Source organism: Micromonospora sp. NPDC047730 (assembly GCF_043204765.1).
Taxonomy (GTDB): domain Bacteria; phylum Actinomycetota; class Actinomycetes; order Mycobacteriales; family Micromonosporaceae; genus Micromonospora.
This window is the reverse complement of sequence record NZ_JBIDCU010000003.1, coordinates 41409-62628: the sequence shown is the minus strand read 5'-3', so window position 1 is coordinate 62628 and position 21220 is coordinate 41409. Positions and strand designations below refer to the sequence as shown.

The window sequence follows — 21220 nt, the reverse complement described above, 5'->3', positions numbered from 1 at the left end:
AACGGGACCGGTATGGCCGAGGAATCGCGGATCGTCCGTCCTGCGCCCGGAACCGGCGCGGCGGACCGCACCGCTCAGGCGACGCTGTGCGACGCCGGCTCCGCGGCGCGGTCGGAGGGCCGCTCCTGCCCCACGCCGGCCAGCCGGCGGGCCTCCCGGCGGGCCACCCAGCCGTAGCCGAAGAGGGTCATCGCGGCGAAGATCCACCACTGCACGACGTAGCCGAAGTTCTGCCAGTTGTTGGTGTGCCCGACCGGCACGTCCTTGAAGGTCGGGTCGGCCGCCGGGGTCTGCTCGTCCAGCAGCAGGTACGCCCCGTGCACCGGGTACGGCAGCTCCTGGGCCAGCCGGGGCACGCCGATCCGCCGGGTCTCCAGCCTGCCGTCGCGCCGGGTGACGCCGACCGAGCCGCTCTCGCTCAGGTGCACCCGGCCCGTCACGGTGACCTCACCGGTGGGGGCGGGCGGCACGTCCGGCTGGACGGTCGCGTCACCGCCCGGGGCCGGCGGGATCCAACCCCGGTCCACCAGCACCGCCGTGCCGTCGGCCAGCACGAGCGGGGTGACCACCTCGAAGCCGACCGTGCGCTCCACGGCGCGGCCCCGGACCAGGACGACGTTCGCCGAGTCGTACCGGCCCGTCACGGTGACCTTGGTCCAGGACCTGTCCTCGGCGGGCGCGGGGCCGGCCGTGCCGCTGCCTCCGGTCGGGGCGGGCAGCACGTCGCGCAGCGGGACCGGGTCCATCCGCAGGCCGGCGTCGATCCGTTCGTTGATCGCCGTACGCCCGTGGTAGCGGTCCAGCTGCCAGTTGCCGAGCAGCACCATCACCGCCGCGGCGATCAGGGTCAGCGCGAGGATGCCCAGCCAGCGCGGCGTCAGCAGGAACCGGTACACGACCACGAGGCTACCCCTGTGCTCCGGGCCACCGACCTCGGTGGCCCCGATCCGCGCCGGCCACCGGCCTCGGCGGGCCCGATCCGCGCCGGGTCACCGGTCTCGGGGCCCCGGTCCGTCCCCGGCGCCGCGCGCCCGACAGGTCCGCTCGGCGGCGGCCACCCGCCGTCCGCGTCGGCTATCGTCACGCGGGCGGACCGCGCGGTCGGCCCGCCGCAGGGTTCCCCCGCCGCCCCGCAGGGAGTCGATGATGACCGTCGTGCCGCGCCTGGTGCTCAGCGCGCCGTCCTCCGGCCACGGCAAGAACACGTTGGCGATCGGGCTGCTCGCGGCGCTCGCCGACCGGGGCGTCGACGTCGCCGGGTTCAAGATCGGCCCGGACCACGTCGACGCCGCGTACCTCGGGCTGGCCGGGGGCCGCCCCGGTCGCACCCTCGACCCCCGGCTGGTCGGCGCCGACCGGATCGCCCCGCTGGTCGCCCACGGGGCGTCGGGCGCCGGGCTCGCGCTGCTGCAGGGCAGCATGGGGCTGTACGACAGCCTCGCCGGCCGTCCGGAGAGCGAGTCGACGGCCGCCGTGGCGACCGCGCTGCGCAGCCCCGTCGTGCTGGTGGTCGACGTCGCCGCGATGGGGCAGTCGGTGGCAGCCCTGGTGCACGGCTTCCGGGCGTACGACGAGCAGCTCTGGCTCGGCGGGGTGGTCCTCAACCGGGTGGCCTCGGCGCGGCACGAGGAGCTGCTGCGCGCGGCGCTCGACGACGTCGGCGTACCGGTCTACGGGGTGCTGCGCCGCTACGACCTGCCGGCGGTGCTGCCGCCGCGCCGGCACGGGGCGGTGCCCGCGCTCGCCCGCACCGGTGAGGCCACCCGCGCCGTCCGCCGGCTCGGCGAGGCGGTCGCCGCCACGGTCGACCTGGACCGCCTGCTGGGACTGGCCCGCTCCGCCCCGCCCCTGCCGACGCCGCCGTGGTCGCCCGAGGCCGACCGGCCCGCCGCCGGCCCGCGCCCGGTCGTCGCGGTCGCCGGGGCGGCGGGCGGCAGCTACGGCCACGCCGAGGCCACGGAGCTGCTCCGGGCGGCCGGCGCGGAGGTGGTGACGGTCGACCCGCTGCACGACGAGGCGCTGCCCGCCGGTGCCGCCGCGCTGGTCGTCGGCGGCGGGCTTCCCGAGTCGTACGCCGAGCAGCTCTCCGCCAACCGTCGGCTCTGCATCGCGGTCGCCGGGCTGGCCCGCACCGGGCGGCCGGTCGTCGCCGAGGGCGCCGGCCTGCTCTGGCTGGCCCGGGAGCTGGACGGGCTGCCCATGTGCGGGGTGCTCGACGCGGTCGGGACCAGCCGGGACGGCCTGGTCGTCGGCTACCGGGAGGCGACCGCCCTGACCGACAGCGTGGTGGCGCCGGCGGGCACGGTGGTGACCGGGCACAAGGAGCACCGCGCCGTGCTCACCCCGCGCGCCGGCGCGCGGGCGGCCTGGAGTTGGGCCGGCGGGGCACCCGAGGGCTTCGTCTGGCGGGGCGTGCACGCCTCGCAGCTCACCGTGCACTGGGCGGCGTACCCGCAGCTCGCCGCCCGGCTCGTCGGCGCGGCGGCGGAGGCGGCGGCCGACCCCGCGACCGCCGGGGTGCCCGCGTGATCGGCCAGGTGGCGGTGCGCCGCTTCCCGGCGCTGACGGTCTCCACGCCCCGCACCGAGGTACGCGCGCTGACCGCCGCCGACGCGAAGGCCGCCGACGAGGTCTTCGCCGACCGGCAGACCCAGCGGTGGCTGCCGCTGGTCGACACGTCCGGCCAGATCGACGGGCTGGCCTGGTGCACCGACCTGGCCCGGCAGCGGCGTGACAGCGGCGACGGCGACCACTACGCGGTGGTGCGGCGGGAGGACGACCGGGTGGTCGGCTGCCTGTGGACCCGGCGCACCGACTGGGGCGCCCGGTGCACCGAGGTCTCCTACGCGATGGCGGCGCACGCGCGGGGCTTCGGGCTGGCCGCCGAGGCGGTCGACGCGCTCGCCATCGCGCTGATCCTCGAACACGGCTTCCAGCGCGTCGAGCTGCGCGTCGCCCCCGGCAACCTGGCCTCCCGCCGGGTCGCCGAGAAGGCCGGCTTCAGCTACGAGGGACTGCTGCGCAACGCCGGCTTCGTCCGGGGCGGCCGGGTCGACCTGGAGGTCTGGTCCTTCGTCGCCGCCGACCTGCACTGACTCCTGAGGCTGGCCGGGTCGGTCCGGCGGCGGCGGGGGCGGCGGGCGGTGGTCAGCCGACGATGCGGTCCGAGGGCGGGGTGAACTGGCGGGTCGGCTGCCCCTTGAGCGCGTCACGGAGGGTCTCCGCGACCGCGGCGATCGGGATCTGGGACTGGCCGTCACCGACCGCGTTGAACGGGTTGTCCGGGTCGGAGATGAAGCTCGCCGCCGCCAGTTCCGGGGTGTAGCCGACGAACCAGGCCGACCGGGTGCTGTCGGTGGTGCCCGTCTTGCCCGCGACCGGCCGGCCGACCGTGCCCCGCACGCTGTCCGCCGTCGACCAGCCGCCGCAGCTCCCGCGGGCCGGGGTGTCGCCGGTCGGGCAGCGGGCGGCGTCGGTGGCGGCCCGGGCCGCGTCGGCGTTCACCACCTGCCGGCAGCGCGGCTTGGCGACCTCGCGTTCGATCCCGGAGGCGGTCTTCCAGGTGGTCGGCGTGCCGTCCCGGTTGTAGATCGCCTGCACGGGGATCGCCTCGCAGTACCGGCCGTCCGCGGCGATCGCGGCGTACGCGTTCGCCATCTCCAGCGGGGTGGCGTCGGAGACGCCCAGGGTGAACGCGCCCCACGTCTTCGCCTTCGCCGGGGACGCGTGCTCCCGGTCGACGTCGGTGCGCCAGCGCAGCCCGAGCTGCTCGGCGAGGCGGACCGCCTTGTCGGCGCCGACCTGCTCCTCCAGCCACACGAAGTACGTGTTCACCGACTTGCCGAAGCCGGACCACATGGTCTGGTTCCCGGACATCGCGCCGCTGGCGTTGGACGGCGCCCAGCCGTTGTAGACCTCGGAGCGGTACCGGTACGGGGCGTTGAACGAGGTGGACAGCGGCATGCCCGCGTTCAGCGCGGCCAGCATGGGGAACATCTTGAACGTCGAACCGGCCTGGTAGCCCGGCAGGTCACCGCCGCCGAGCAGGGGCGCCACCGTGTTGGGGTAGTTCGCCTTGATGTTCGGCCCGGCCTCCGGGTTGGAGCTGGGCGGGTTCTCGTCCAGCTTCAGTGAGTACGTCCGGTTCACCGCCATCGCCTTCACCCGTCCAGTGCCGGGCTCGGAGACCACGATGCCGTTGGCGAACGGGCTGCCGGTGTTCTCCTTGCTGCCGACGTTCTGCTCGGCGGCCGCCTGGATCTTCGGATCCAGGCTGAGCACGATCCGGTAGCCGCCCCGGCGCAGCTTGTCCATCCGTTCCAGCCGGTTGTCCCCGAACGCGGGCTGCGCGCTCCACCAGTTCTTCAGGTAGTCGCAGGCGAAGCCCCAGCTGTTCCACTTCTCCGGCACCGACGCGCAGTCGTTCGGCGGGTAGGTCAGCTTCAGCCGGATCGGCTCGGTCTTGGCCTGCGCCACGTCGTCGGGCGAGAGGTAGCCGAGCTGGCTCATCCGGTCCAGCACGTAGTTGCGCCGGCCGGTGGCGTCCTTCTGGTCCGAGCTGGCCGGGTCGTACTCGGACGGGGACTTCACCAGCCCGGCGAGGGTGGCCGCCTCGACCGGCGTGAGGTCCTTCGGGGGCTTGGAGAAGAAGATCTCGCTGGCCGCGTAGATGCCGTACGCCCGGTGCCCGAAGTAGGCGGAGTTGAGGTAGCGCTCGAGGATCTGCTCCTTGCTCAGCTCCTTCTCCAGGTCCAGCGCCATCCGCATCTCCCGGACCTTGCGCAGGCTGGTCTGCTGGGTGGCCTCCTGCACCTCCTGCGGCGTCTTCGCGCTGTCGCGCAGCGCCATCCGGACGTACTGCATGGTGAGGGTGGAGGCGCCCTGGGAGACGCCGCTGGAGCGGGCGTTGGCCACGAAGGCGCGGGCGACGCCCTTCGGGTCGACGCCCCGGTGCTGGTAGAAGCGGGTGTCCTCGGCGGCGACGATCGCCTGCTGCATGTTCGGCGAGATGTCCGCCAGCTTCGTGTACTGCCGGTACTCCTCGTAGAACATCGTCAGCACCGTCTTGCCGTCGGGCGCGTAGAGGTACGACGTCTCGGCCGGCAGCGCGGTGGTGAGGATCTTGGTCTTGTGCTCCATGGCGTGCGCCGTGACCTTCGCGCCGAGGCCGGTGGCGGCGGCCACCGGGTAGGCCACGGCGGCGACCACGATGCCGGCGATCAGCCCGGCGCGGAGAAGGGGAACGAGACGACCAGCGGCAGCAAGGGGTCGGTTGCTCACAGGGTCAAGTTATGACATTTCCGATTCGCACTTGAGAAATATTCATAAACGCCCGTGTGGTGACGCGCCCCACGCCGGGATCCGCTGTCCCGTGCGCCGCCTTCCCGGCAGGATCGCGGACATGCGTGGTCAGCCGACCGAGACCCTCCCCACCGCCGAGCCCGGACCCGACCCCGCGGGGCCCGCACCCGACCCCGCCCGGACCAAACCCGACCCGGCCGGGCCCGCACCCGACCCCGAGGGAAACGAGCCCGACCTCACCCACCACGGGGACGCCGAGGTGGGCGACGGGCTGGTCGACCTCGCCGTCAACGTGCGACGGGACACCATGCCGGACTGGCTGGCCGACCCGGTCACCGCCGCCCTCGGCGACCTCGCCGCGTACCCCGACCCGGGGCCGGCGCGGGCCGCCGTCGCCGCCCGGCACGGGCGCCCGCCGGCCGAGGTGCTGCTGACCGCGGGCGCGGCCGAGGGCTTCGTGCTGCTGGCCCGGGCGCTGCGGGGCGTACGCCGGCCGGTGGTGGTGCACCCGCAGTTCACCGAGCCGGAGGCGGCGCTGCGCGCGGCCGGGCACCAGGTGGAGCGGGTGCTGCTCGACGCGGGCGACGACTTCCGGCTCGACCCGGCCCGGGTGCCCGCCGACGCCGACCTCGTCATGATCGGCAACCCGACCAACCCCACCTCCGTGCTGCACCCCGCCGCCGACCTGGCCGCGCTGGCCCGGCCCGGCCGGGTGCTGGTGGTCGACGAGGCGTTCGCCGACACCACGGTCGCGGCGGGGGTGGCCGGCGAACCGGAGTCCCTGGCCGCCCGACGGGACCTGCCCGGCCTGGTGGTGGTCCGCAGCCTCACCAAGACCTGGGGACTGGCCGGCCTGCGGATCGGCTACCTGCTCGGCGAGGCCGCGCTGCTGGAGCGGCTGGCCGCCGCCCAGCCGCTGTGGGCCGTCTCCACCCCGGCCCTGGCCGCCGCGTCGGCCTGTGCCACGCCCGTCGCGGTCGAGGCCGAGCGCGCCATCGCCGCCCGGCTCGCCGCCGACCGCGCGCACCTGGTCGCCCGCCTGTCGGCCCTGCCCGGCGTACGCGTCGCCGGCCGGCCCGCCAGCGCGTTCGTGCTCGTCCACCTGCCCGGGGCCGCCCAGGTGCGGGCCGCCCTTCGGCAGCGCGGCTGGGCGGTGCGCCGGGGCGACACGTTCCCCGGTCTCGGGCCGGACTGGCTGCGGATCGCCGTGCGCGACCCGGCCACCACCGACGCGTTCACCGAGGTACTGGCGGAGATCCTGGAGGCATGATGCTGGAGACCACGATCGCGGCGATCCGGCCGCCGGACGAGCCGGCGATGGCCGCCGCCCGGGAGTTGCAGGGGCGACTGACCAAGCCGGCCGGTTCGCTCGGCGCCCTGGAGGAGCTCTCCGTACGCCTCGCCGGCCTGGCCGGACACTGCCCGCCGCCGCTGCCGGAGCCGGCCGCGGTCGCGATCTTCGCCGGCGACCACGGCGTGCACGCCCAGGGGGTGACCCCCTGGCCGCAGGAGGTCACCGCGCAGATGATCGGGAACTTCCTGGCCGGCGGGGCGGTGGTCAACGCGTTCGCCCGGCAGGCCGGCGCCTCCGTCACCGTGGTCGACGTCGGCGTGGCCACCCCGCTGCCGGTCCCCGACGCGCCGGCGGCGGATCCCGCCGGGGCGGGCGCCACCGGAGCCGCGCCGGCCCGGGACGTGCCCCGGCTGGTCGCGGCGAACGTCCGACCCGGCACCCGGGACCTGGCGGTCACGGCCGCGCTCACCCGGGACGAGGCCCGGGCGGCGGTGGAGACCGGCATCCGGGTGGCCGGCGAGCTGGTCGACGCGGGCGCGGGCATCCTGCTCACCGGGGACATGGGCATCGGCAACACGACGCCGGCCGCCGCCCTGATCGCCGCGTTCGCCGGCATCGACCCGGCGGAGACGACCGGCCGGGGCACCGGGGTCGACGACCCCACGTACGCCCGCAAGGTGGAGGTGGTGCGCACCGCGCTGCGCCGGCACGCCCCCGACCCGGCCGACCCGCTGGGCGTGCTGGCCGCCGTCGGTGGCCTGGAGCACGCCGCCCTGGCCGGACTGATCCTGGGCGCCGCCGCCCGACGGACCCCGGTCCTGCTGGACGGGGTCATCGCGGTCTCCGCGGCCCTCGCCGCGGCGGCCCTCGCCCCGCACGCCGTGGCCGCCATGGTGGCCGGGCACCGCTCCGCCGAGCCGGGCGCCACCGTCGCGCTGCGCCGGCTGGGGCTGGAGCCGCTGATCGACCTGGGGCTGCGCCTCGGCGAGGGCACCGGCGCGCTGCTCGCGCTGCCGGTGGTCACCGGCGCGGTCCGGGTGCTGCACGAGGTCGCCACCTTCGACTCGGCGGGGGTGGCCGAGAAGTGAGCGGGCGAACCATCCGGATCAGTGGCGTGGCGCCCCGCGCCGGGGAGCGGAGCGAGGGGGCGGCGTGAGCGACAACCCGTACCCCCTGGGCCTGCGGCTCGCCGGCCGGCGGGTGGTCGTGGTGGGTGGGGGAACGGTGGCCACCCGCCGCGTGCCCGCCCTGCTCGACGCCGGCGCGGACGTCTTCCTCGTCGCGCCGGAGCTGACCCCGGCGCTGCGGTCGCACGTCGACGCCGGACGGCTGCACTGGGCGCCGCGCCGGTTCACCCCCGACGACCTGGACGGCGCGTGGCTGGTCCAGGTCGCGGTCGACGACCCGCTCGCCGCCGCGTCGGTCAGCGCCGCCGCCGCCGAGCGCCGCATCTTCTGCGTACGTGCCGACGACCGGGCCGCCGCCACCGCCTGGACCCCGGCGGTGACCCGGCACGGGCCGGTGACCGTGGCGGTGCTCGGCGGCGGCGACCCGCGCCGGGCGATGGCCGTCCGCGACGCGATCCGCGACCTGCTGGATGTAAGGAAGGGCCCCCTACTAACGCCTGCGGTAGAGGAAGGGACCCTTCCTTACACCCGAGCCGGGCGGGTGGCGCTCGTCGGGGCCGGGCCCGGCGACCCGGAGCTGATCACCGTCAAGGGTTGGCGGCTGCTCACCGAGGCGGACGTGGTGGTCGCCGACCGGCTGGTGCCGGGGTTGCTCCTCGACGAGCTGCGCGCCGACGTGGAACTCGTGGACGCCTCGAAGATCCCGTACGGGCCGTCCCGGGCCCAGGAGGAGATCAACCGGATCCTGGTGGACCGGGCGCTGGCCGGGAAGTTCGTGGTGCGGCTCAAGGGCGGCGACCCGTACGTCTTCGGCCGGGGCGGCGAGGAGTTGCTGGCCTGCGCGGCGGCGGGCGTGCCGGTGACCGTGGTGCCCGGCGTGACCAGCTCCGTCGCGGCACCGGCCGCGGCCGGCATCCCGGTCACCCACCGGGCGGTGGCCCACGAGTTCACGGTGGTCTCCGGGCACGTCGCACCCGACTCGCCGGCCTCCCTGGTTCGCTGGGACGCGCTGGCCGGGCTGCGCGGCACGCTGGTCGTCCTGATGGGGCTGAAGAACCTCGCCGCGATCACCGCGACGCTGGTCGCGCACGGCCGCCCGGCCGAGACGCCGGCCGCGGTGGTGCAGGAAGCGACGACCGGCTCACAGCGGGTGCTCCGGTCGATCCTGGCGGACGTCGCCGCCGACGCGGTCGCCGCGAACCTTCGTCCCCCGGCCGTCGTGGTCATCGGCAACGTGGTCGACGCCCTCCGCACCTGAATTCCCCGCCCCTGCAGCGCTCGTTGATCATGAAGTTGTTGTCGCGACACGCCGAGGCGGGCGGTAACAACTTCATGATCGACCCGGGGGTGGGGGAAGAGAGACGACGACGGCCGGAGCACGGGGCTCCGGCCGTCGTCGGGTGAACTGGTCAGGTCACTGCTTGAGCATGTTGTCCAGCAGCAGGGCGCAGCGGATCAGGCCGAGGTGGCTGTACGCCTGCGGGTGGTTGCCCAGCCCCCGCTCGGCCAGCGGGTCGTACTGCTCGGGGAGCAGGCCGGTCGGGCCGGCGGTGTCCACCATCTGCGCGAACAGCTCCTCGGCGTCGGTACGCCGCCCGGTGCGCAGGTACGCCTCGATCAGCCACGCGGTGCAGATGTGGAAGCCGCCCTCGCGCCCCGGCAGGCCGTCGTCCCAGTGGTAGCGGTAGACGACCGGGCCGCTGCGCAGGTCCGCCTCGATCCGCAGCACCGTGGAGAGGAAGCGCGGGTCGTCGCCGGGGAGCAGGCCGGACAGCCCGATCCACAGCGACGAGGCGTCCATGTCCTCGTCCCCGTACGCCACGCTGTACGCCTCGACGGTCTCGTGCCAGCCGTACTCCAGCACGTTGGCGCCGATCCGGTCGCGCAGCTCCACCCACTCCGGCCGGTCCTCGCCGCCGTGCTGGCGTACGACGTGCAGTGCCCGGTCGACGGTCATCCAGCACATGACCTTGGAGAAGATGTGGTGCCGCGGGGGGAGGCGGGCCTCCCAGATGCCGTGGTCGGGCTCGTGCCAGCGGCGGCGGACCGCCTCGACCATGTTCTCCAGCACCCGCCACTCGTCCTCGCGGACCGAGCCCCGGGCGTCGGCGACGGCGGCGATCAGGTCCGCGATCGGGCCGAAGACGTCGAGCTGGAGCTGGTGGTTGGCGAGGTTGCCGACGCGGACCGGCCGGGAGCCGGCGTAGCCGGGCAACGTGTCGATGACCGCCTCGGCGCCCAGCTCGTAGCCGTCCACGGTGTAGAGCGGGTGCAGCCGCTCCGGGTGCCCGCCGGTGCGCTCGATGCACCCGTCGACCCAGCGCAGCAGCGCCTCGGCCTCCTCGATCGAGCCCAGGTCGACCAGCGCCCGCGCGGTCATCGCCGCGTCCCGCAGCCAGCAGTAGCGGTAGTCCCAGTTGCGGACGCCGCCCAGCTCCTCGGGCAGCGAGGTGGTCGCGGCGGCGAGGATCGAGCCGGTGGCCTCGTGGCAGAGCCCCCGCAGGGTCAGCGCACTGCGGGCCACCATGTCCCGCGCGGTGTTGGGCAGCCGGAGCGAGGCGACCCAGTCCTTCCACGGCTGCTCGGCGAGGGCCTGCCGCTCGTGGACCGGCAGCCGGTGGTGTTCCAGGCTGTGCGTGGCGAAGCGCAGCTCCAGCACGACCTGCCCGCCGGCGGCGGAGAGGTCGACGACCGCCTTGGCCGTCTCGTAGTTGCCGCCGTCGCTGCTGACCTGCCACTCGACCCCGGGGGAGTAGAGCGCGACCGGCTCGTTGGAGCCGAGCACCAGCAGGCCGTCGTCGAGCGGCTGCAACTGCACCGCGACCTGGCCGAACTCGGGCCGGGGCGCGAACTCCAGCCGGGCCCGGCCGGAGCCGGTGAGCACCCGGACGAGGGTCGAGTCGCCGGTGATGACGGCCGGGCCGTCGGGTGTGGTCTCGGTGGCCGGCTTGTCCAGCCAGTCGGTGACGGTCAGGCCCGACCACCGGGTCTCGACGGTCATCGTGCCCGAGCGGTAGCGCTGGCCGAGCGGGATGCCCCCACGCTCGGGGGCGACGCTGAAGTGCCCGGCCGGGCTGCCGCCGACGAGGTCGGCGAAGATCGCCGCCGAGTCCGGCTTGGGGTGGCAGAGCCAGGTGATCTTGGCCTCGGGGGTGAGCAGCGCCACGGTGCGGCCGTTGGCCAGCATCGAGTGCCGCTCGATCGGCACCGCCCGCTCGCCGAAGAGCCAGTGCCGGCGGGTCTCGAGCAGCAGGCCGAGGGCCCGGGCGGCTTCGATCGGGTCGGCCACCCGGTAGTCGGCCTGGGTGTCGCCGGGGCCGATCTTGATGCCGACGTCCGGCCCGTGCAGGTTGCCGAAGGCGTTCTCGTCGGTGACGTCGTCGCCGATGAAGAGCACCGCGCTGGCGGAGAGCTGGGTGCGCAGCTGGTCGACGGCCGTGCCCTTGTGGGTGGCGACCACCGACAGCTCGATGACCTCCTTGCCCTGGGTGACGGTGACGTCCGCCCAGGTGGCGGGGCCGGTGCGGACCGCCTCGATGGCGGCGGCGGCGACCTGCGGGTCGACCCCGCGGGTGTGCACCGCGACGCTCGCCGGCTTGCGTTCCAGCCGGATGCCCGGGTGGGCCGTGGCGATCTCGCGCAGCGCGTCGCGCAGCCGGGTGCGCACGGCGATCAGCTCGGGGGAGAGCCGCTCGACGAAGCCGATGTCGAACTCGGAGCCGTGGCTGCCGACCAGGTGCACCTCGCTGGGCAGCCGGGAGAGCGCGGCCAGGTCGCGCAGGGCCCGCCCGGAGACCACCGCCACGGTGGTCTGGGGCAGGGCGGCCAGCGCCCGGACGGCGGCCACCGACTCCGGCAGCGGGACGGCCTTGCTCGGGTCCTCCACGATCGGCGCCAGGGTGCCGTCGTAGTCGCAGGCGATCAGGAGCTGTGGCACCCGGGCGATCCGGCCGATGGCGGCGCGCAGCTCCGGGTCCATCGTGCCCGCCGCGGGCGTGACGATGTCGCTGACGGCGTTCACGCTTCCTCCGCCTCGGGCACACCGAGCTCGGTGAGGAAGGACTTGGCCCAGTGCCCCACGTCGTGGGCGCGTAGATGGCGTTGCATAGTCCGCATTCTGCGGCGGGCCTCCGGCTTCTCGACATGCACGGCCCGCAGCAGGGCGTCCTTGACCGCGTCGGGGTCGTGCGGGTTGCACAGGAACGCCTGACGCAGCTCGGTGGCCGCGCCGGCGAACTCACTGAGCACGAGCGCACCACCCTGGTCGGCGCGTGATGCGACGTACTCCTTGGCCACCAGATTCATTCCGTCTCGGAGCGGGGTCACCATCATCACGTCGGCAGCGGCGTACATCGCGGCCAGTTCAGTGCGACTGTACGACTGATGCAGATAATGCACCGCCGGCACGCCGACCCTGCCGAATTCGCCATTAATCCGACCAACTTCCCGCTCTACCTTGACGCGAAGCGCCTGGTAGTGCTCGACCCGCTCGCGGCTGGGCGTGGCCACCTGCACCATAACCGCGTCCGGGACTGTCAACTTTCCGTCAGCGAGCAACTCGCGGAAGGCCTTGAGCCGCAACTCGATGCCCTTGGTGTAGTCGAGCCGGTCGACGCCCAGGATGATCGTCTTCGGGTTGCCCAGCTCCTCGCGGATCTCCTTCGCGCGGGCCTGGATCGCCGGGTCCGCGGCCAGCCGCTCCATCTCCTTGGTGTCGATCGAGATGGGGAACGCGCCGGCCTTCACCTGGCGGCCGTCGACCTGGATCATCTGGCCCTCGTAGCGCAGCCCGAGCAGGTGCCGGGCCAGCCGGACGAAGTTCTGCGCGGCGAGCCGCTGCTGGAACCCGACCAGGTCCGCGCCGAGCAGGCCGCGCAGGATCTCGGTGCGGAACGGCATCTGCATGAACAGCTCGATCGGCGGGAACGGGATGTGCAGGAAGAAGCCGATCCGCAGGTCGGGCCGCAGCTCGCGGAGCATCGCCGGGACGAGCTGGAGCTGGTAGTCCTGGACCCAGACCGTCGCCCCCTCGGCCGCGACCTCCGCCGCGGCCTCCGCGAAGCGGGCGTTGACCAGGCGGTACGCCTCGCGCCAACGGCGCTTGTAGGCCGGCGTCTCCACCGCGTCGTGGTAGAGCGGCCAGATCGTCGCGTTGGACTGGCCCTCGTAGTAGCGCTCCAGCTCCTCCGCGCTCAGCGGCACCGGGTGCAGCCGGATGCCCTCCAGGTCGAAGGGCTCGGGGGCGGCGCCGGTGCCGCCGGCCCAGCCGACCCAGGTGCCCTGGTGCTCGGCGAGGACGGGGTGCAGCGCGGTCACCAACCCCCCGGGGCTGCGGCGCCACTGCCGTCCCTCGGGTGTGCTCACCTCGTCGACCGGTAGCCGGTTCGCCACTACGACAAAGGAGCTGCGGACGGTCACGTTCGGCCACCTCCGGGTGCTGACGGGTCAACCGCGAATGAGCGTACTGAGCCTAGCTGCGACGTCTGGGGCCCCGTGCCGGAGTCACCTACCCGGTCCACGTCGGCGCAACCCCGTACGTGATCTTGTCGACAGTGCCGGTCGGCGGCGGCGACGCGGCGCGCCCGGCCGGCCGGCGGGGCGGGGTGATGTGGGCGCGGCGGCGCGTACCTGTCAGGATTGACGACGGCGTGCGTGCGGCCGGCCAGCGGCCGGCGGCGGCGGACGGAAGTCGCAGCCCGCGCCCGCCGGCCCCCAGTCGCAACCTACGGAGGTAGCCCGCACCGTGGCCCAGTACATCTACGTCCTGGAAAAGGCGCGCAAGGCGCACGGCGACAAGGTCGTGCTCGACAACGTGACGCTGAGCTTCCTCCCGGGGGCCAAGATCGGTGTGGTCGGCCCGAACGGCGCCGGTAAGTCCAGCCTCCTCAAGATCATGGCAGGGTGGGACCGGCCGAGCAACGGCGAGGCTCGGCTCATGCCCGGCTACACCGTGGGCATGCTGGCCCAGGAGCCGCCGCTCAACGACGCCAAGACCGTCCTCGGCAACGTCGAGGAGGCGGTCGCCGAGATCAAGGCCAAGCTGGAGCGGTTCAACAAGATCGCCGAGCAGATGGCGACCGACTACTCCGACGAGCTGATGGAGGAGATGGGCCGGCTCCAGGAGGAGCTGGACAACGCCGACGCGTGGGACGTCGACTCCAAGCTCGAGCTGGCCATGGACGCGCTGCGCTGCCCGCCGCCGGACGCCGACGTCACCAAGCTCTCCGGTGGCGAGCGCCGCCGGGTCGCGCTCTGCAAGCTGCTGCTGGAGGCGCCCGACCTGCTGCTGCTCGACGAGCCCACCAACCACCTCGACGCGGAGAGCGTGCAGTGGCTGGAGCAGCACCTGGCCAAGTACGCCGGCACGGTCATCGCGATCACCCACGACCGGTACTTCCTCGACAACGTGGCCGGCTGGATCCTGGAGCTGGACCGCGGTCGGGCCATCGGCTACCAGGGCAACTACTCCACCTACCTGGAGAAGAAGGCCGCCCGGATGGCCGTCGAGGGGCGCCGCGACGCCAAGATGAAGAAGCGCCTCGACGAGGAGCTGGAGTGGGTCCGCTCCAACGCCAAGGCCCGGCAGACCAAGTCCAAGGCCCGGCTCGAGCGGTACGAGGAGATGGCCACCGCGGCGGAGCAGACCCGCAAGCTGGACTTCGAGGAGATCCAGATCCCGCCGGGTCCCCGCCTGGGCAGCACGGTGATCGAGGTCAACGGCCTGGTCAAGGCGTTCGGCGACCGGGTGCTGATCGACGGCCTGTCGTTCTCGCTGCCGCGCAACGGCATCGTCGGCGTGATCGGCCCGAACGGCGTCGGCAAGACCACCCTGTTCAAGACCATCGTCGGGCTGGAGGAGCCGACCTCCGGCTCGGTGAAGGTCGGCGACACCGTCTCGCTGTCGTACGTCGACCAGAGCCGGGCCGGCCTGGCGGGGGACAGTACGGTCTGGGAGACGGTCTCCGACGGGCTGGACCACCTGCTGGTCGGCAAGGTCGAGATGCCGTCCCGGGCGTACATCGCGGCGTTCGGCTTCAAGGGCCCGGACCAGCAGAAGCCGACCAAGGTGCTCTCCGGCGGCGAGCGCAACCGGCTCAACCTGGCGCTGACGCTGAAGATCGGCGGCAACGTGATCCTGCTCGACGAGCCGACCAACGACCTCGACGTCGAGACGCTCGGCAGCCTGGAGAACGCGCTGCTGGAGTTCCCCGGCTGCGCCGTGGTCATCTCCCACGACCGGATGTTCCTCGACCGGGTCGCCACGCACATCCTGGCCTGGGAGGGCGACGACGAGAACCCGGCCAAGTGGTTCTGGTTCGAGGGCAACTTCGAGGCGTACGAGAAGAACAAGATCGACCGGCTCGGCGCCGAGGCGGCCCGCCCGCACCGGGTGACCTACCGCAAGCTGACCCGCGACTGACGTGGCGGACCGCTTTGTCTACCACTGCACCCTGCGGTGGTCGGACCTGGACGCGTACGGCCACGTCAACAACTCCCGCTTCCTCACCCTCTACGAGGAGGCGCGGGTGGCGTTGATGTTCGCCGGCGGCCGGGCGTGGGGCGTGGGCTCGCTCGCCGACGGGGTCGTGATCCGTCGGCACGAGGTCGACTACCTGCGCCCGGTCGACTACGCCCTCGGCCGGGCCACCGCCGAGGCGGCTCCGACGGTGCGCATCGAGCTGTGGGTGGAGGAGATCCGGGCCGCGTCCTTCACGGTCGCCTACGAGCTGTACGACGGCGACGTGCTGGCCAGCCGGGCCCGCTCCGTGCTGGTGCCGTTCGACCTGACCCGGCAGACGCCCCGGCGGGTCAGCCCGGAGGAGCGCGAGTTCCTGCTCTCGTACGCGCCGCGGCTCGGGCCGGCATGACGGGGGCCGGGGGACCGGCCCCCACTCCGGCGGGCGCGGCCGGCGGCGGGCACGGGATCGTGGACGCGGCCGACGCGGGAGCCTTCCTCGCCCGCCTGGTGCGGCTGGACCGGGACGCGCCGGTGCGGCTGCGGCCGACCGGCGTGGCGGGGCGTACGGCCCTCTGGGGGCACCTGCCGTGGGGGGTGCTGGTCGTCCGCACCGTGGCCGGCGACGGCCCCGGCGACGTCACCGTCGGGGCCGGCGAACTCCTCGCCGAGCTGGCGGCCGGCGGTGGGGCGCTGCCCCGGCGCCGGGACGAGCGGTGGCGCTGGCCGCTGCCGCCCCCGGCCAGCCGACGGGTGGAGACGCTGCCGGCGGGGGAGCTGCGGCGGATCGCCGCGGCGGCGGCGGGCACCCTGCGCGACGCCGCCGCGCACGGCGTGGCCGGCCGGGCGGTCGGCCAGCGGGCGCTGCGCGACGCGCTGCTCGACCACGTGCCGGTGGTCGTCACCCCCGACGACCCGCCCGGCGAGCCGGTCGAGGTGACCCAGCGGATGGTCCAGGGGTTGGTCCGGATGGGCTTCCTGGGCGCCGCCGGGGAGGCTGCCGGCGCTGCCGGCGCGGGCGACGTCCAGGTGCGCACGGTCGGCCGTTGGGTCGGACTTGTGGGACCATACGGAGCGATCTGGTCGCAGAAGGCTACGGATCTTTCCGTCCGGCCCCTCTGAGGTCATCCGTTCGGATGACCCATGGTCATTCTTCTGTCCCGGGGCTGTCGTTGGGGGGGTGCTTCAACCCGGCTGTCCGGGTACCGTCCATCCTCGGATCCAACGCACCGTAGGCGGCTGGATCCGCTGGGGAGTGAGGTGCGCGAACGATGCCGTGGTGGTCATGGCGCCCCGGTCCCGCCAACGGCGGCGGCGATCCGGACAGTCGGAGCGGGATCACAGTGGAGGGCACCGTCCGGGTCGGACCACCGGCCCCCCGTCAGCCGGGAGACGACTGCCCGGCGGCCGAGCGGCCCGTGATGGCGGACATGCCGGCCACCGTCGAGCCGGTCACCCTGCGCCGTGTCTGCGACGCGCTCGACCTGCTCGACGTGCGCTACCTGGCCGACGGCGACGGGAACCTGCTGGCCATGTGGGAGCGGCACGCGGTGCTGGTCACCCTTGAGGGTCCCGAGGACGAGATCCTGGTGATGCGGGCCCGTCCACACGCGACGGTGCCGCCCGACTGGGCCGACCGGGCCTACCGGGTGGTCAACGAGTGGAACCACACCCGCCGCTTCTGCAAGGCCTACATCGGCGACCCGACGGAGCGCGGGCAGTTGCCGATCTACGCGGAGCTGCAGGTGCCGTTCGGCGCCGGGGCGCACGACGCGCTCCTGGTCGAGATGCTCGACTGTGGCGCGGCGGTCGCCACCAGCTTCGTCGACTGGCTGCACGACGAGGGTGCCCTACTCTGAGCCGAGGTCGCCCTGCTCTGAGCCGAGGCGGCCGTGCAGCGAGCGAAGGCGGCCGTGCTGCGAGCCGAGGCGGCCCTGCGCCGAGCCGGGGCCGTCCCGGCTGACGCGGCTCGCCCCGAGCCGACCCTCGCCACCCGGCGCGGTCAGGCGGGTCCGGCCGGGTCCTCCATCATGTTGACCATGAAGTACGCGGCCCGCTCCAGGTAGTCCCAGAACGCGGTGGCGATCTCCGGCGGCAGGTCGAGCCGGTCGACGGCGCGGCGCATGTGCAGCAGCCACGCGTCCCGCTCGGCGGCGCCGATCCGGAACGGCGCGTGGCGCATCCGCAGCCGGGGGTGCCCGCGCTGGGCGGAGTACGTGTGGGGGCCGCCCCAGTACTGCATGAGGAACAGGGCCAGTCGGTCCGCGGCGGGGCCGAGGTCCTCCTCGGGATACATGGGGCGCAGCAGCGGGTCGGTGGCGACCCCGGCGTAGAACTCGTCCACCAGCTTGCGGAAGGTGGGCTCGCCGCCCACCGCCTCGAAGAGGGTCATCGACGCGCCGGGACGGTCGGACTCACCTGCGGCATTCACCGTTCCATCCTGCCAGGTGCCATCCGGGGCGTCGGGGGGTGGCGGCTGTGCGTCAGCTCACCGCGTGGCGCTGGTAGCCCGGCTCGCCCGGCCGGCCGCCCACCGGGTCGCCGTCGAGCTGCTCCGACGGACCGCGCCGGCCGTCCCCCGACGGGCCCGTCTCCGTACCGGCACTGCCGGCCAGCGGGACCGCCGTGCCCGCTGTCGCCCTGCCCGCCGCCTCGGCCGCCGCGACGGCCGAGTCGATGGTCGGCTGGCTCGGCCAGCGCAGGGCGACGAGCGCCATCAGCAGGACGCCGACCGCGCTCCACACCCCGACCACGATCGGGATCGGGTAGCGCTCGGACAGCAGCCCGGTGATCAGGACGGCCAGGCCCTGGATCACCTGGAGGCCGGTGGCCATCACCCCGAAGGCGCGCGCCCGGAAGCCGGTGGGCAGGGCCCGGACGAAGAGGCCGTTGGCCACCGGGAGCATGCCGGCCACCGCGAACCCGGAGGCCGCGGCGAGCAGCGCCACCACCAGCGGTGGCGGGTCGAGCAGGGCCGGCACCAGGGCCAGCGGGGAGAGCACCGCCAACGGCCGCATCATGGTCAGCCGCCGGTCCGGCCCGAACGCCCGGCTCATCACGAGGCCGCCGACGATGAAACCGACGGGGCTGGCCGCCATGATGATCGCCTGGGCGGCGCCGGCGTCCAGAGGACCGGCGTGCTCGCTGGCCCAGGCGGCGGCCAGGCCCTCCGGCACCACGGAGAAGAGCATGGCGGCGAAGACCAGGACGGCGATGGCCCGCAGCACCGGGGTGCCGAACACGATCTGGAAGCCCTCGGCGGTCTCCCGCAACAGGTGGCTGCGGTGCGCGGCGGTCATCGCCGGTGGGCGGTCCGCAACCCCGAAGCGGACCAGCGCGGCCGACAGGGCGAACGTCGCCGCGTTCACCAGGAGCGCGGCCGTGGGGCTGAAGGCGGCGATGGCGGCGCCCGCGAGGTAGCCGACGACCTGGGCGGCCTGGCCCACGCTGCTGTTGATCGACAGCCCCAACACCAGCCGGTCCCCGGTGAGGATCAGGGGGATCAGCGCGGACTTGGCGGCCTGGCTGGGTGGGTTGGCCAGGGTGGTGGCGAAGAGCAGGGCCAGGATCAGCGGGACGGGCATGCCGGGGATGGCGATGCCGACCATCAGCACCATCCGGACGAGGTCGCAGACCACCATGACCTGCCGGTAGCGGTGCCGCTCCGCGAGCGTCGCGAGCAGGGGGCCGCCGACCAGCCAGGGCAGGTAGCTCACCGCGAACGCGGCCGCGGAGAGCGCGACCGACCGGGTCGCCTCGTAGACCAGCAGGGTTACCGCGGCCTTGGCGATGTAGTCGCCGATCCAGGAGAGAGCGCTCGCCGCGAAGACGGCGCGGTATTCGCGATCGGCGAACACCTCACGGAAGGTTGCCGGCCCTTCCGGGGATGGTCGCTGGTCGGGCACCGTCGCCTCCATCGTTCCCGGGGCGGTCCACTCGTGATGGACGGGCCCGGGAACCGTCGTCAGATTCACGGATCAGCGAGGACGTGATCACGCTCTGGGGGAGCGCGTGCACCGGATTCTGCCCGATCGTCTGACAACTGGCTAGGGCGAACGGATTGATCGTCGCATCTCCGACTGAACGAACGGACGATACCCGAGGGGCCGCCCGGACCGCGACCCCCGCCGATGGCCTTCCCGGCCGGCTCAGGTCGCGCCGCCCTGCCCGGTCTCGCCGGGGGCGGCGATCGGCACGCCGGGATAGAGCCGGGCGGCCGCGATCTTCGCGGTGATGCCCGAGTTCTCCAGCGCCTCGGCCAGCCGGCGCCGCAGCTCCCGGCCGACCGCGAACTGCCCGTCGGCGGTCGTCTTGACCACCGTACGGATCACCGCGCCCTCGACCGTCATCTGCTCGACGCCCAGCACCTCGGGCGGCTCGACGATCTCCGGCGCCAGCTCCGGGTCCACCGCCACCGAGGCGGCCGCGGTCCGCAGCACCGCCGTGGCCTGCTCGGTGCCGGCGAAGCCGATCGGCAGGTCCACCACGACCAGGGCCCAGCCCTGGCTCTTGTTGCCCACCCGGACGATCTCGCCGTTGCGGATGTACCAGAGCACGCCCCGCCCGTCGCGGACCGTGGTGACCCGCAACCCGACCGACTCCACCACGCCGGTCGCCTCGCCGAGGTCCACCGTGTCGCCGACGCCGTACTGGTCCTCGATCAGCATGAACAGGCCGGCGAGCAGGTCCTTGACCAGGCTCTGCGCGCCGAAGCCGAGCGCCACGCCCGCGATGCCGGCGCTGGCGAGCAGCGGAGCCAGGTCGAAGCTGAACTCCTTGAGCACCATCAGCACCGCGATGCCGAAGATGAACGCCGTGCTGAGGCTGCGCAGCACCGACCCGATCGCCTCGGCCCGCTGGCGGCGCCGCTCCGGGACGAACTCGCCCGGCTCCGCGGCAGCGGTGGGGATCCGCTCGCGCAGGGGCCGCAGCATGGTGGGCACGCCCGCGTCGGTGGTGGTGCGCACCAGCCGGCTGATCGTCCGGTGCACCAGCCACCGGGCGGCGACCGCCAGCAGCAGGATCATGACGATCCGCAGCGGCTTGAGCAGGATCCAGTAGCTGCCCTCGGCGAACCACACCGAGTTGGTGATGTCGAAGACGCTGCGGCAGAGCGCGTCGTCCAGGCAGGTCGGCGACGGGTCCGGCGTCGGCGCCTCGACGGCGGGCAGGGCGAGCGGCAGGAGGCTGGCAGCGGTCACGCTGTCTTCGTACCGCACCCGGGGCCTCGCACTCCCGCCGACCCTCCGGGCCGTGACCGGGGCCCCGCGCGATGCCGGGTCACGCCGGCCGTACGAGGGCGAACCGGTCATCGTGGCGGACGGGGGAAACGCTTCCGGAGGGACCCCGGATGAGTACGTGCGATCCCCGGTTGGCGATGGCGCACGGGCGGCCCACCCTCGGCGACCCGGGAAGCTGTCTAACCAGGCCGCCCCGCCGGTCCTTCTTCGGCATCCAGTCCGAAATGTTCGACGGAACGCCGCAACTGTTGCACGGCGTGCAGTTCTCCGTGAATGACGTCGAGGCGCCGCAGCACTATCCTCCATGCCCAACACCTCACCGCGGCGCAATCCCTCACCAGTTCCTGGCCAGGTAGCCGCGCGGAACGTCCGGGCGCCACCTCGACAAGCTTGAGCACCTGATCCTCGTTCGGCACCATTTCGGTGCCCATGATATTCAGCGCAGGAATTGCTTGAGGCTCATGTCGTCGAGAGGATTGCCGGTGAGTGCCTTATCGGTAACGGCCGCGTTGGGCTCGATCCGCGATGGCGAGGGTGAAGCAGTGGTCACTGTCTGAGAGGGCGGTTTCGGGGGCGTTTGTCTGGGGGGTGGCCGTAAATTAGGGGTCCCGGGCGGGGAGGGCGCGTCAGCACGCAACCACTCGCGACGGTCATACCGCCACCTTCCCTGAGCCCCTGATCGGGTCCTGACTGCATCACCTTTAACTGGCGGTAACCAAGCTATTAATCGGCTCGGCAATATAGCCGACACTCGCAGTCGTCTATATAAGCCATAGGCTTGCCCTCGAACGCGGGAAATTCT

General features: G+C 73.7%; 17 protein-coding genes. 9 read left to right on the top strand and 8 right to left on the bottom strand.

What is annotated here, in order from left to right; genetic code table 11:
* Positions 1–74: 74 nt before the first annotated feature.
* Positions 75–902, bottom strand: a complete 828-nt coding sequence (locus tag ACGF5G_RS09575) for an SURF1 family protein (RefSeq protein WP_393260782.1) — start codon at positions 900–902, stop codon at positions 75–77.
* Positions 903–1146: 244 nt separating this feature from the next.
* On the opposite strand from ACGF5G_RS09575, the gene ACGF5G_RS09570 reads away from it, so the two are divergent.
* Positions 1147–2529, top strand: a complete 1383-nt coding sequence (locus tag ACGF5G_RS09570; RefSeq protein WP_393260779.1) for a cobyrinate a,c-diamide synthase — start codon at positions 1147–1149, stop codon at positions 2527–2529.
* A complete protein-coding gene (locus ACGF5G_RS09565) occupies positions 2526–3095 on the top strand; it encodes a GNAT family N-acetyltransferase (protein WP_393260777.1) in 570 nt (189 codons plus the stop codon). The genes ACGF5G_RS09570 and ACGF5G_RS09565 overlap by 4 nt, the downstream gene beginning before the upstream one ends.
* 52 nt (positions 3096–3147) lie before the next feature.
* Here ACGF5G_RS09565 and ACGF5G_RS09560 read toward each other — a convergent pair whose 3' ends face one another.
* The gene (locus ACGF5G_RS09560; RefSeq protein WP_393260775.1) at positions 3148–5280 is read right to left on the bottom strand and encodes a transglycosylase domain-containing protein; all 2133 of its coding nucleotides are present in this window, start codon (positions 5278–5280) and stop codon (positions 3148–3150) included.
* A gap of 121 nt (positions 5281–5401) precedes the next feature.
* Here ACGF5G_RS09560 and cobC point away from each other — a divergent pair, with 121 nt between their 5' ends.
* From cobC to cobA, 3 genes are all read left to right on the top strand, one after another.
* Positions 5402–6571 (top strand): Rv2231c family pyridoxal phosphate-dependent protein CobC, encoded by a 1170-nt coding sequence (gene cobC, locus ACGF5G_RS09555; RefSeq protein WP_393260772.1) that lies wholly within the window; start codon positions 5402–5404, stop codon positions 6569–6571.
* Positions 6571–7683 carry a nicotinate-nucleotide--dimethylbenzimidazole phosphoribosyltransferase gene (gene cobT / locus ACGF5G_RS09550; RefSeq protein WP_393261643.1) on the top strand — a complete coding sequence of 371 codons (1113 nt, stop codon included), beginning with the start codon at positions 6571–6573 and terminating at the stop codon, positions 7681–7683. The genes cobC and cobT overlap by 1 nt, the downstream gene beginning before the upstream one ends.
* A gap of 64 nt (positions 7684–7747) precedes the next feature.
* Positions 7748–8980, top strand: a complete 1233-nt coding sequence (gene cobA / locus ACGF5G_RS09545) for a uroporphyrinogen-III C-methyltransferase (RefSeq protein WP_393260769.1) — start codon at positions 7748–7750, stop codon at positions 8978–8980.
* 156 nt (positions 8981–9136) lie between these two features.
* Here cobA and otsB read toward each other — a convergent pair whose 3' ends face one another.
* Positions 9137–11701 (bottom strand): trehalose-phosphatase, encoded by a 2565-nt coding sequence (gene otsB, locus ACGF5G_RS09540; RefSeq protein ID WP_393261641.1) that lies wholly within the window; start codon positions 11699–11701, stop codon positions 9137–9139.
* A gap of 38 nt (positions 11702–11739) precedes the next feature.
* Entirely contained in the window at positions 11740–13140 is a 1401-nt protein-coding gene (locus ACGF5G_RS09535) for a trehalose-6-phosphate synthase (protein ID WP_350708526.1), read from the bottom strand.
* A gap of 325 nt (positions 13141–13465) precedes the next feature.
* Between ACGF5G_RS09535 and ettA the strand changes: the two genes are divergently transcribed.
* From ettA to ACGF5G_RS09515, 4 genes are all read left to right on the top strand, one after another.
* Positions 13466–15142 (top strand): energy-dependent translational throttle protein EttA, encoded by a 1677-nt coding sequence (ettA, locus tag ACGF5G_RS09530; protein WP_393260766.1) that lies wholly within the window; start codon positions 13466–13468, stop codon positions 15140–15142.
* 1 nt (position 15143) lies between these two features.
* Positions 15144–15590, top strand: a complete 447-nt coding sequence (locus ACGF5G_RS09525; RefSeq protein WP_357695622.1) for a thioesterase family protein — start codon at positions 15144–15146, stop codon at positions 15588–15590.
* Positions 15587–16300: a hypothetical protein gene (locus tag ACGF5G_RS09520; protein WP_393260764.1), complete on the top strand. Its 714-nt coding sequence runs from the start codon at positions 15587–15589 to the stop codon at positions 16298–16300. The genes ACGF5G_RS09525 and ACGF5G_RS09520 overlap by 4 nt, the downstream gene beginning before the upstream one ends.
* 149 nt (positions 16301–16449) lie before the next feature.
* Complete coding sequence (locus tag ACGF5G_RS09515) at positions 16450–17037, top strand: YbjN domain-containing protein (RefSeq protein WP_350708519.1); 588 nt, start codon at positions 16450–16452, stop codon at positions 17035–17037.
* Positions 17038–17180: 143 nt separating this feature from the next.
* Here the strand turns inward: ACGF5G_RS09515 and ACGF5G_RS09510 are convergent, their stop codons facing one another.
* The 4 genes from ACGF5G_RS09510 to ACGF5G_RS09495 all read right to left on the bottom strand — a co-directional run bounded on the left by ACGF5G_RS09510 (position 17181) and on the right by ACGF5G_RS09495 (position 20849).
* A complete protein-coding gene (locus tag ACGF5G_RS09510) occupies positions 17181–17570 on the bottom strand; it encodes a globin (protein ID WP_393261638.1) in 390 nt (129 codons plus the stop codon).
* 91 nt (positions 17571–17661) lie between these two features.
* Positions 17662–19095, bottom strand: coding sequence for an MFS transporter (locus tag ACGF5G_RS09505; RefSeq protein ID WP_393260762.1), 1434 nt, complete (start codon positions 19093–19095; stop codon positions 17662–17664).
* Positions 19096–19326: 231 nt separating this feature from the next.
* Entirely contained in the window at positions 19327–20379 is a 1053-nt protein-coding gene (locus tag ACGF5G_RS09500; RefSeq protein ID WP_357695631.1) for a mechanosensitive ion channel family protein, read from the bottom strand.
* A 218-nt stretch (positions 20380–20597) separates the two neighbouring features.
* Positions 20598–20849, bottom strand: coding sequence for a hypothetical protein (locus ACGF5G_RS09495; protein ID WP_393260759.1), 252 nt, complete (start codon positions 20847–20849; stop codon positions 20598–20600).
* Between the last annotated feature and the right edge of the window lie 371 nt (positions 20850–21220).

Coding starts and splice junctions, on each gene's coding strand:
- ACGF5G_RS09570 (WP_393260779.1), top strand. CDS start 1,147: ATGACCGTCGTGCCGCGCCTGGTGCTCAGCGCGCCGTCCTCCGGCCAC.
- cobC (WP_393260772.1), top strand. CDS start 5,402: ATGCGTGGTCAGCCGACCGAGACCCTCCCCACCGCCGAGCCCGGACCC.
- cobT (WP_393261643.1), top strand. CDS start 6,571: ATGCTGGAGACCACGATCGCGGCGATCCGGCCGCCGGACGAGCCGGCG.
- otsB (WP_393261641.1), bottom strand. CDS start 11,701: ATGGACCCGGAGCTGCGCGCCGCCATCGGCCGGATCGCCCGGGTGCCA.
- ACGF5G_RS09520 (WP_393260764.1), top strand. CDS start 15,587: ATGACGGGGGCCGGGGGACCGGCCCCCACTCCGGCGGGCGCGGCCGGC.
- ACGF5G_RS09515 (WP_350708519.1), top strand. CDS start 16,450: ATGCCGTGGTGGTCATGGCGCCCCGGTCCCGCCAACGGCGGCGGCGAT.
- ACGF5G_RS09510 (WP_393261638.1), bottom strand. CDS start 17,570: ATGACCCTCTTCGAGGCGGTGGGCGGCGAGCCCACCTTCCGCAAGCTG.
- ACGF5G_RS09505 (WP_393260762.1), bottom strand. CDS start 19,095: ATGGAGGCGACGGTGCCCGACCAGCGACCATCCCCGGAAGGGCCGGCA.
- ACGF5G_RS09495 (WP_393260759.1), bottom strand. CDS start 20,849: ATGGGCACCGAAATGGTGCCGAACGAGGATCAGGTGCTCAAGCTTGTC.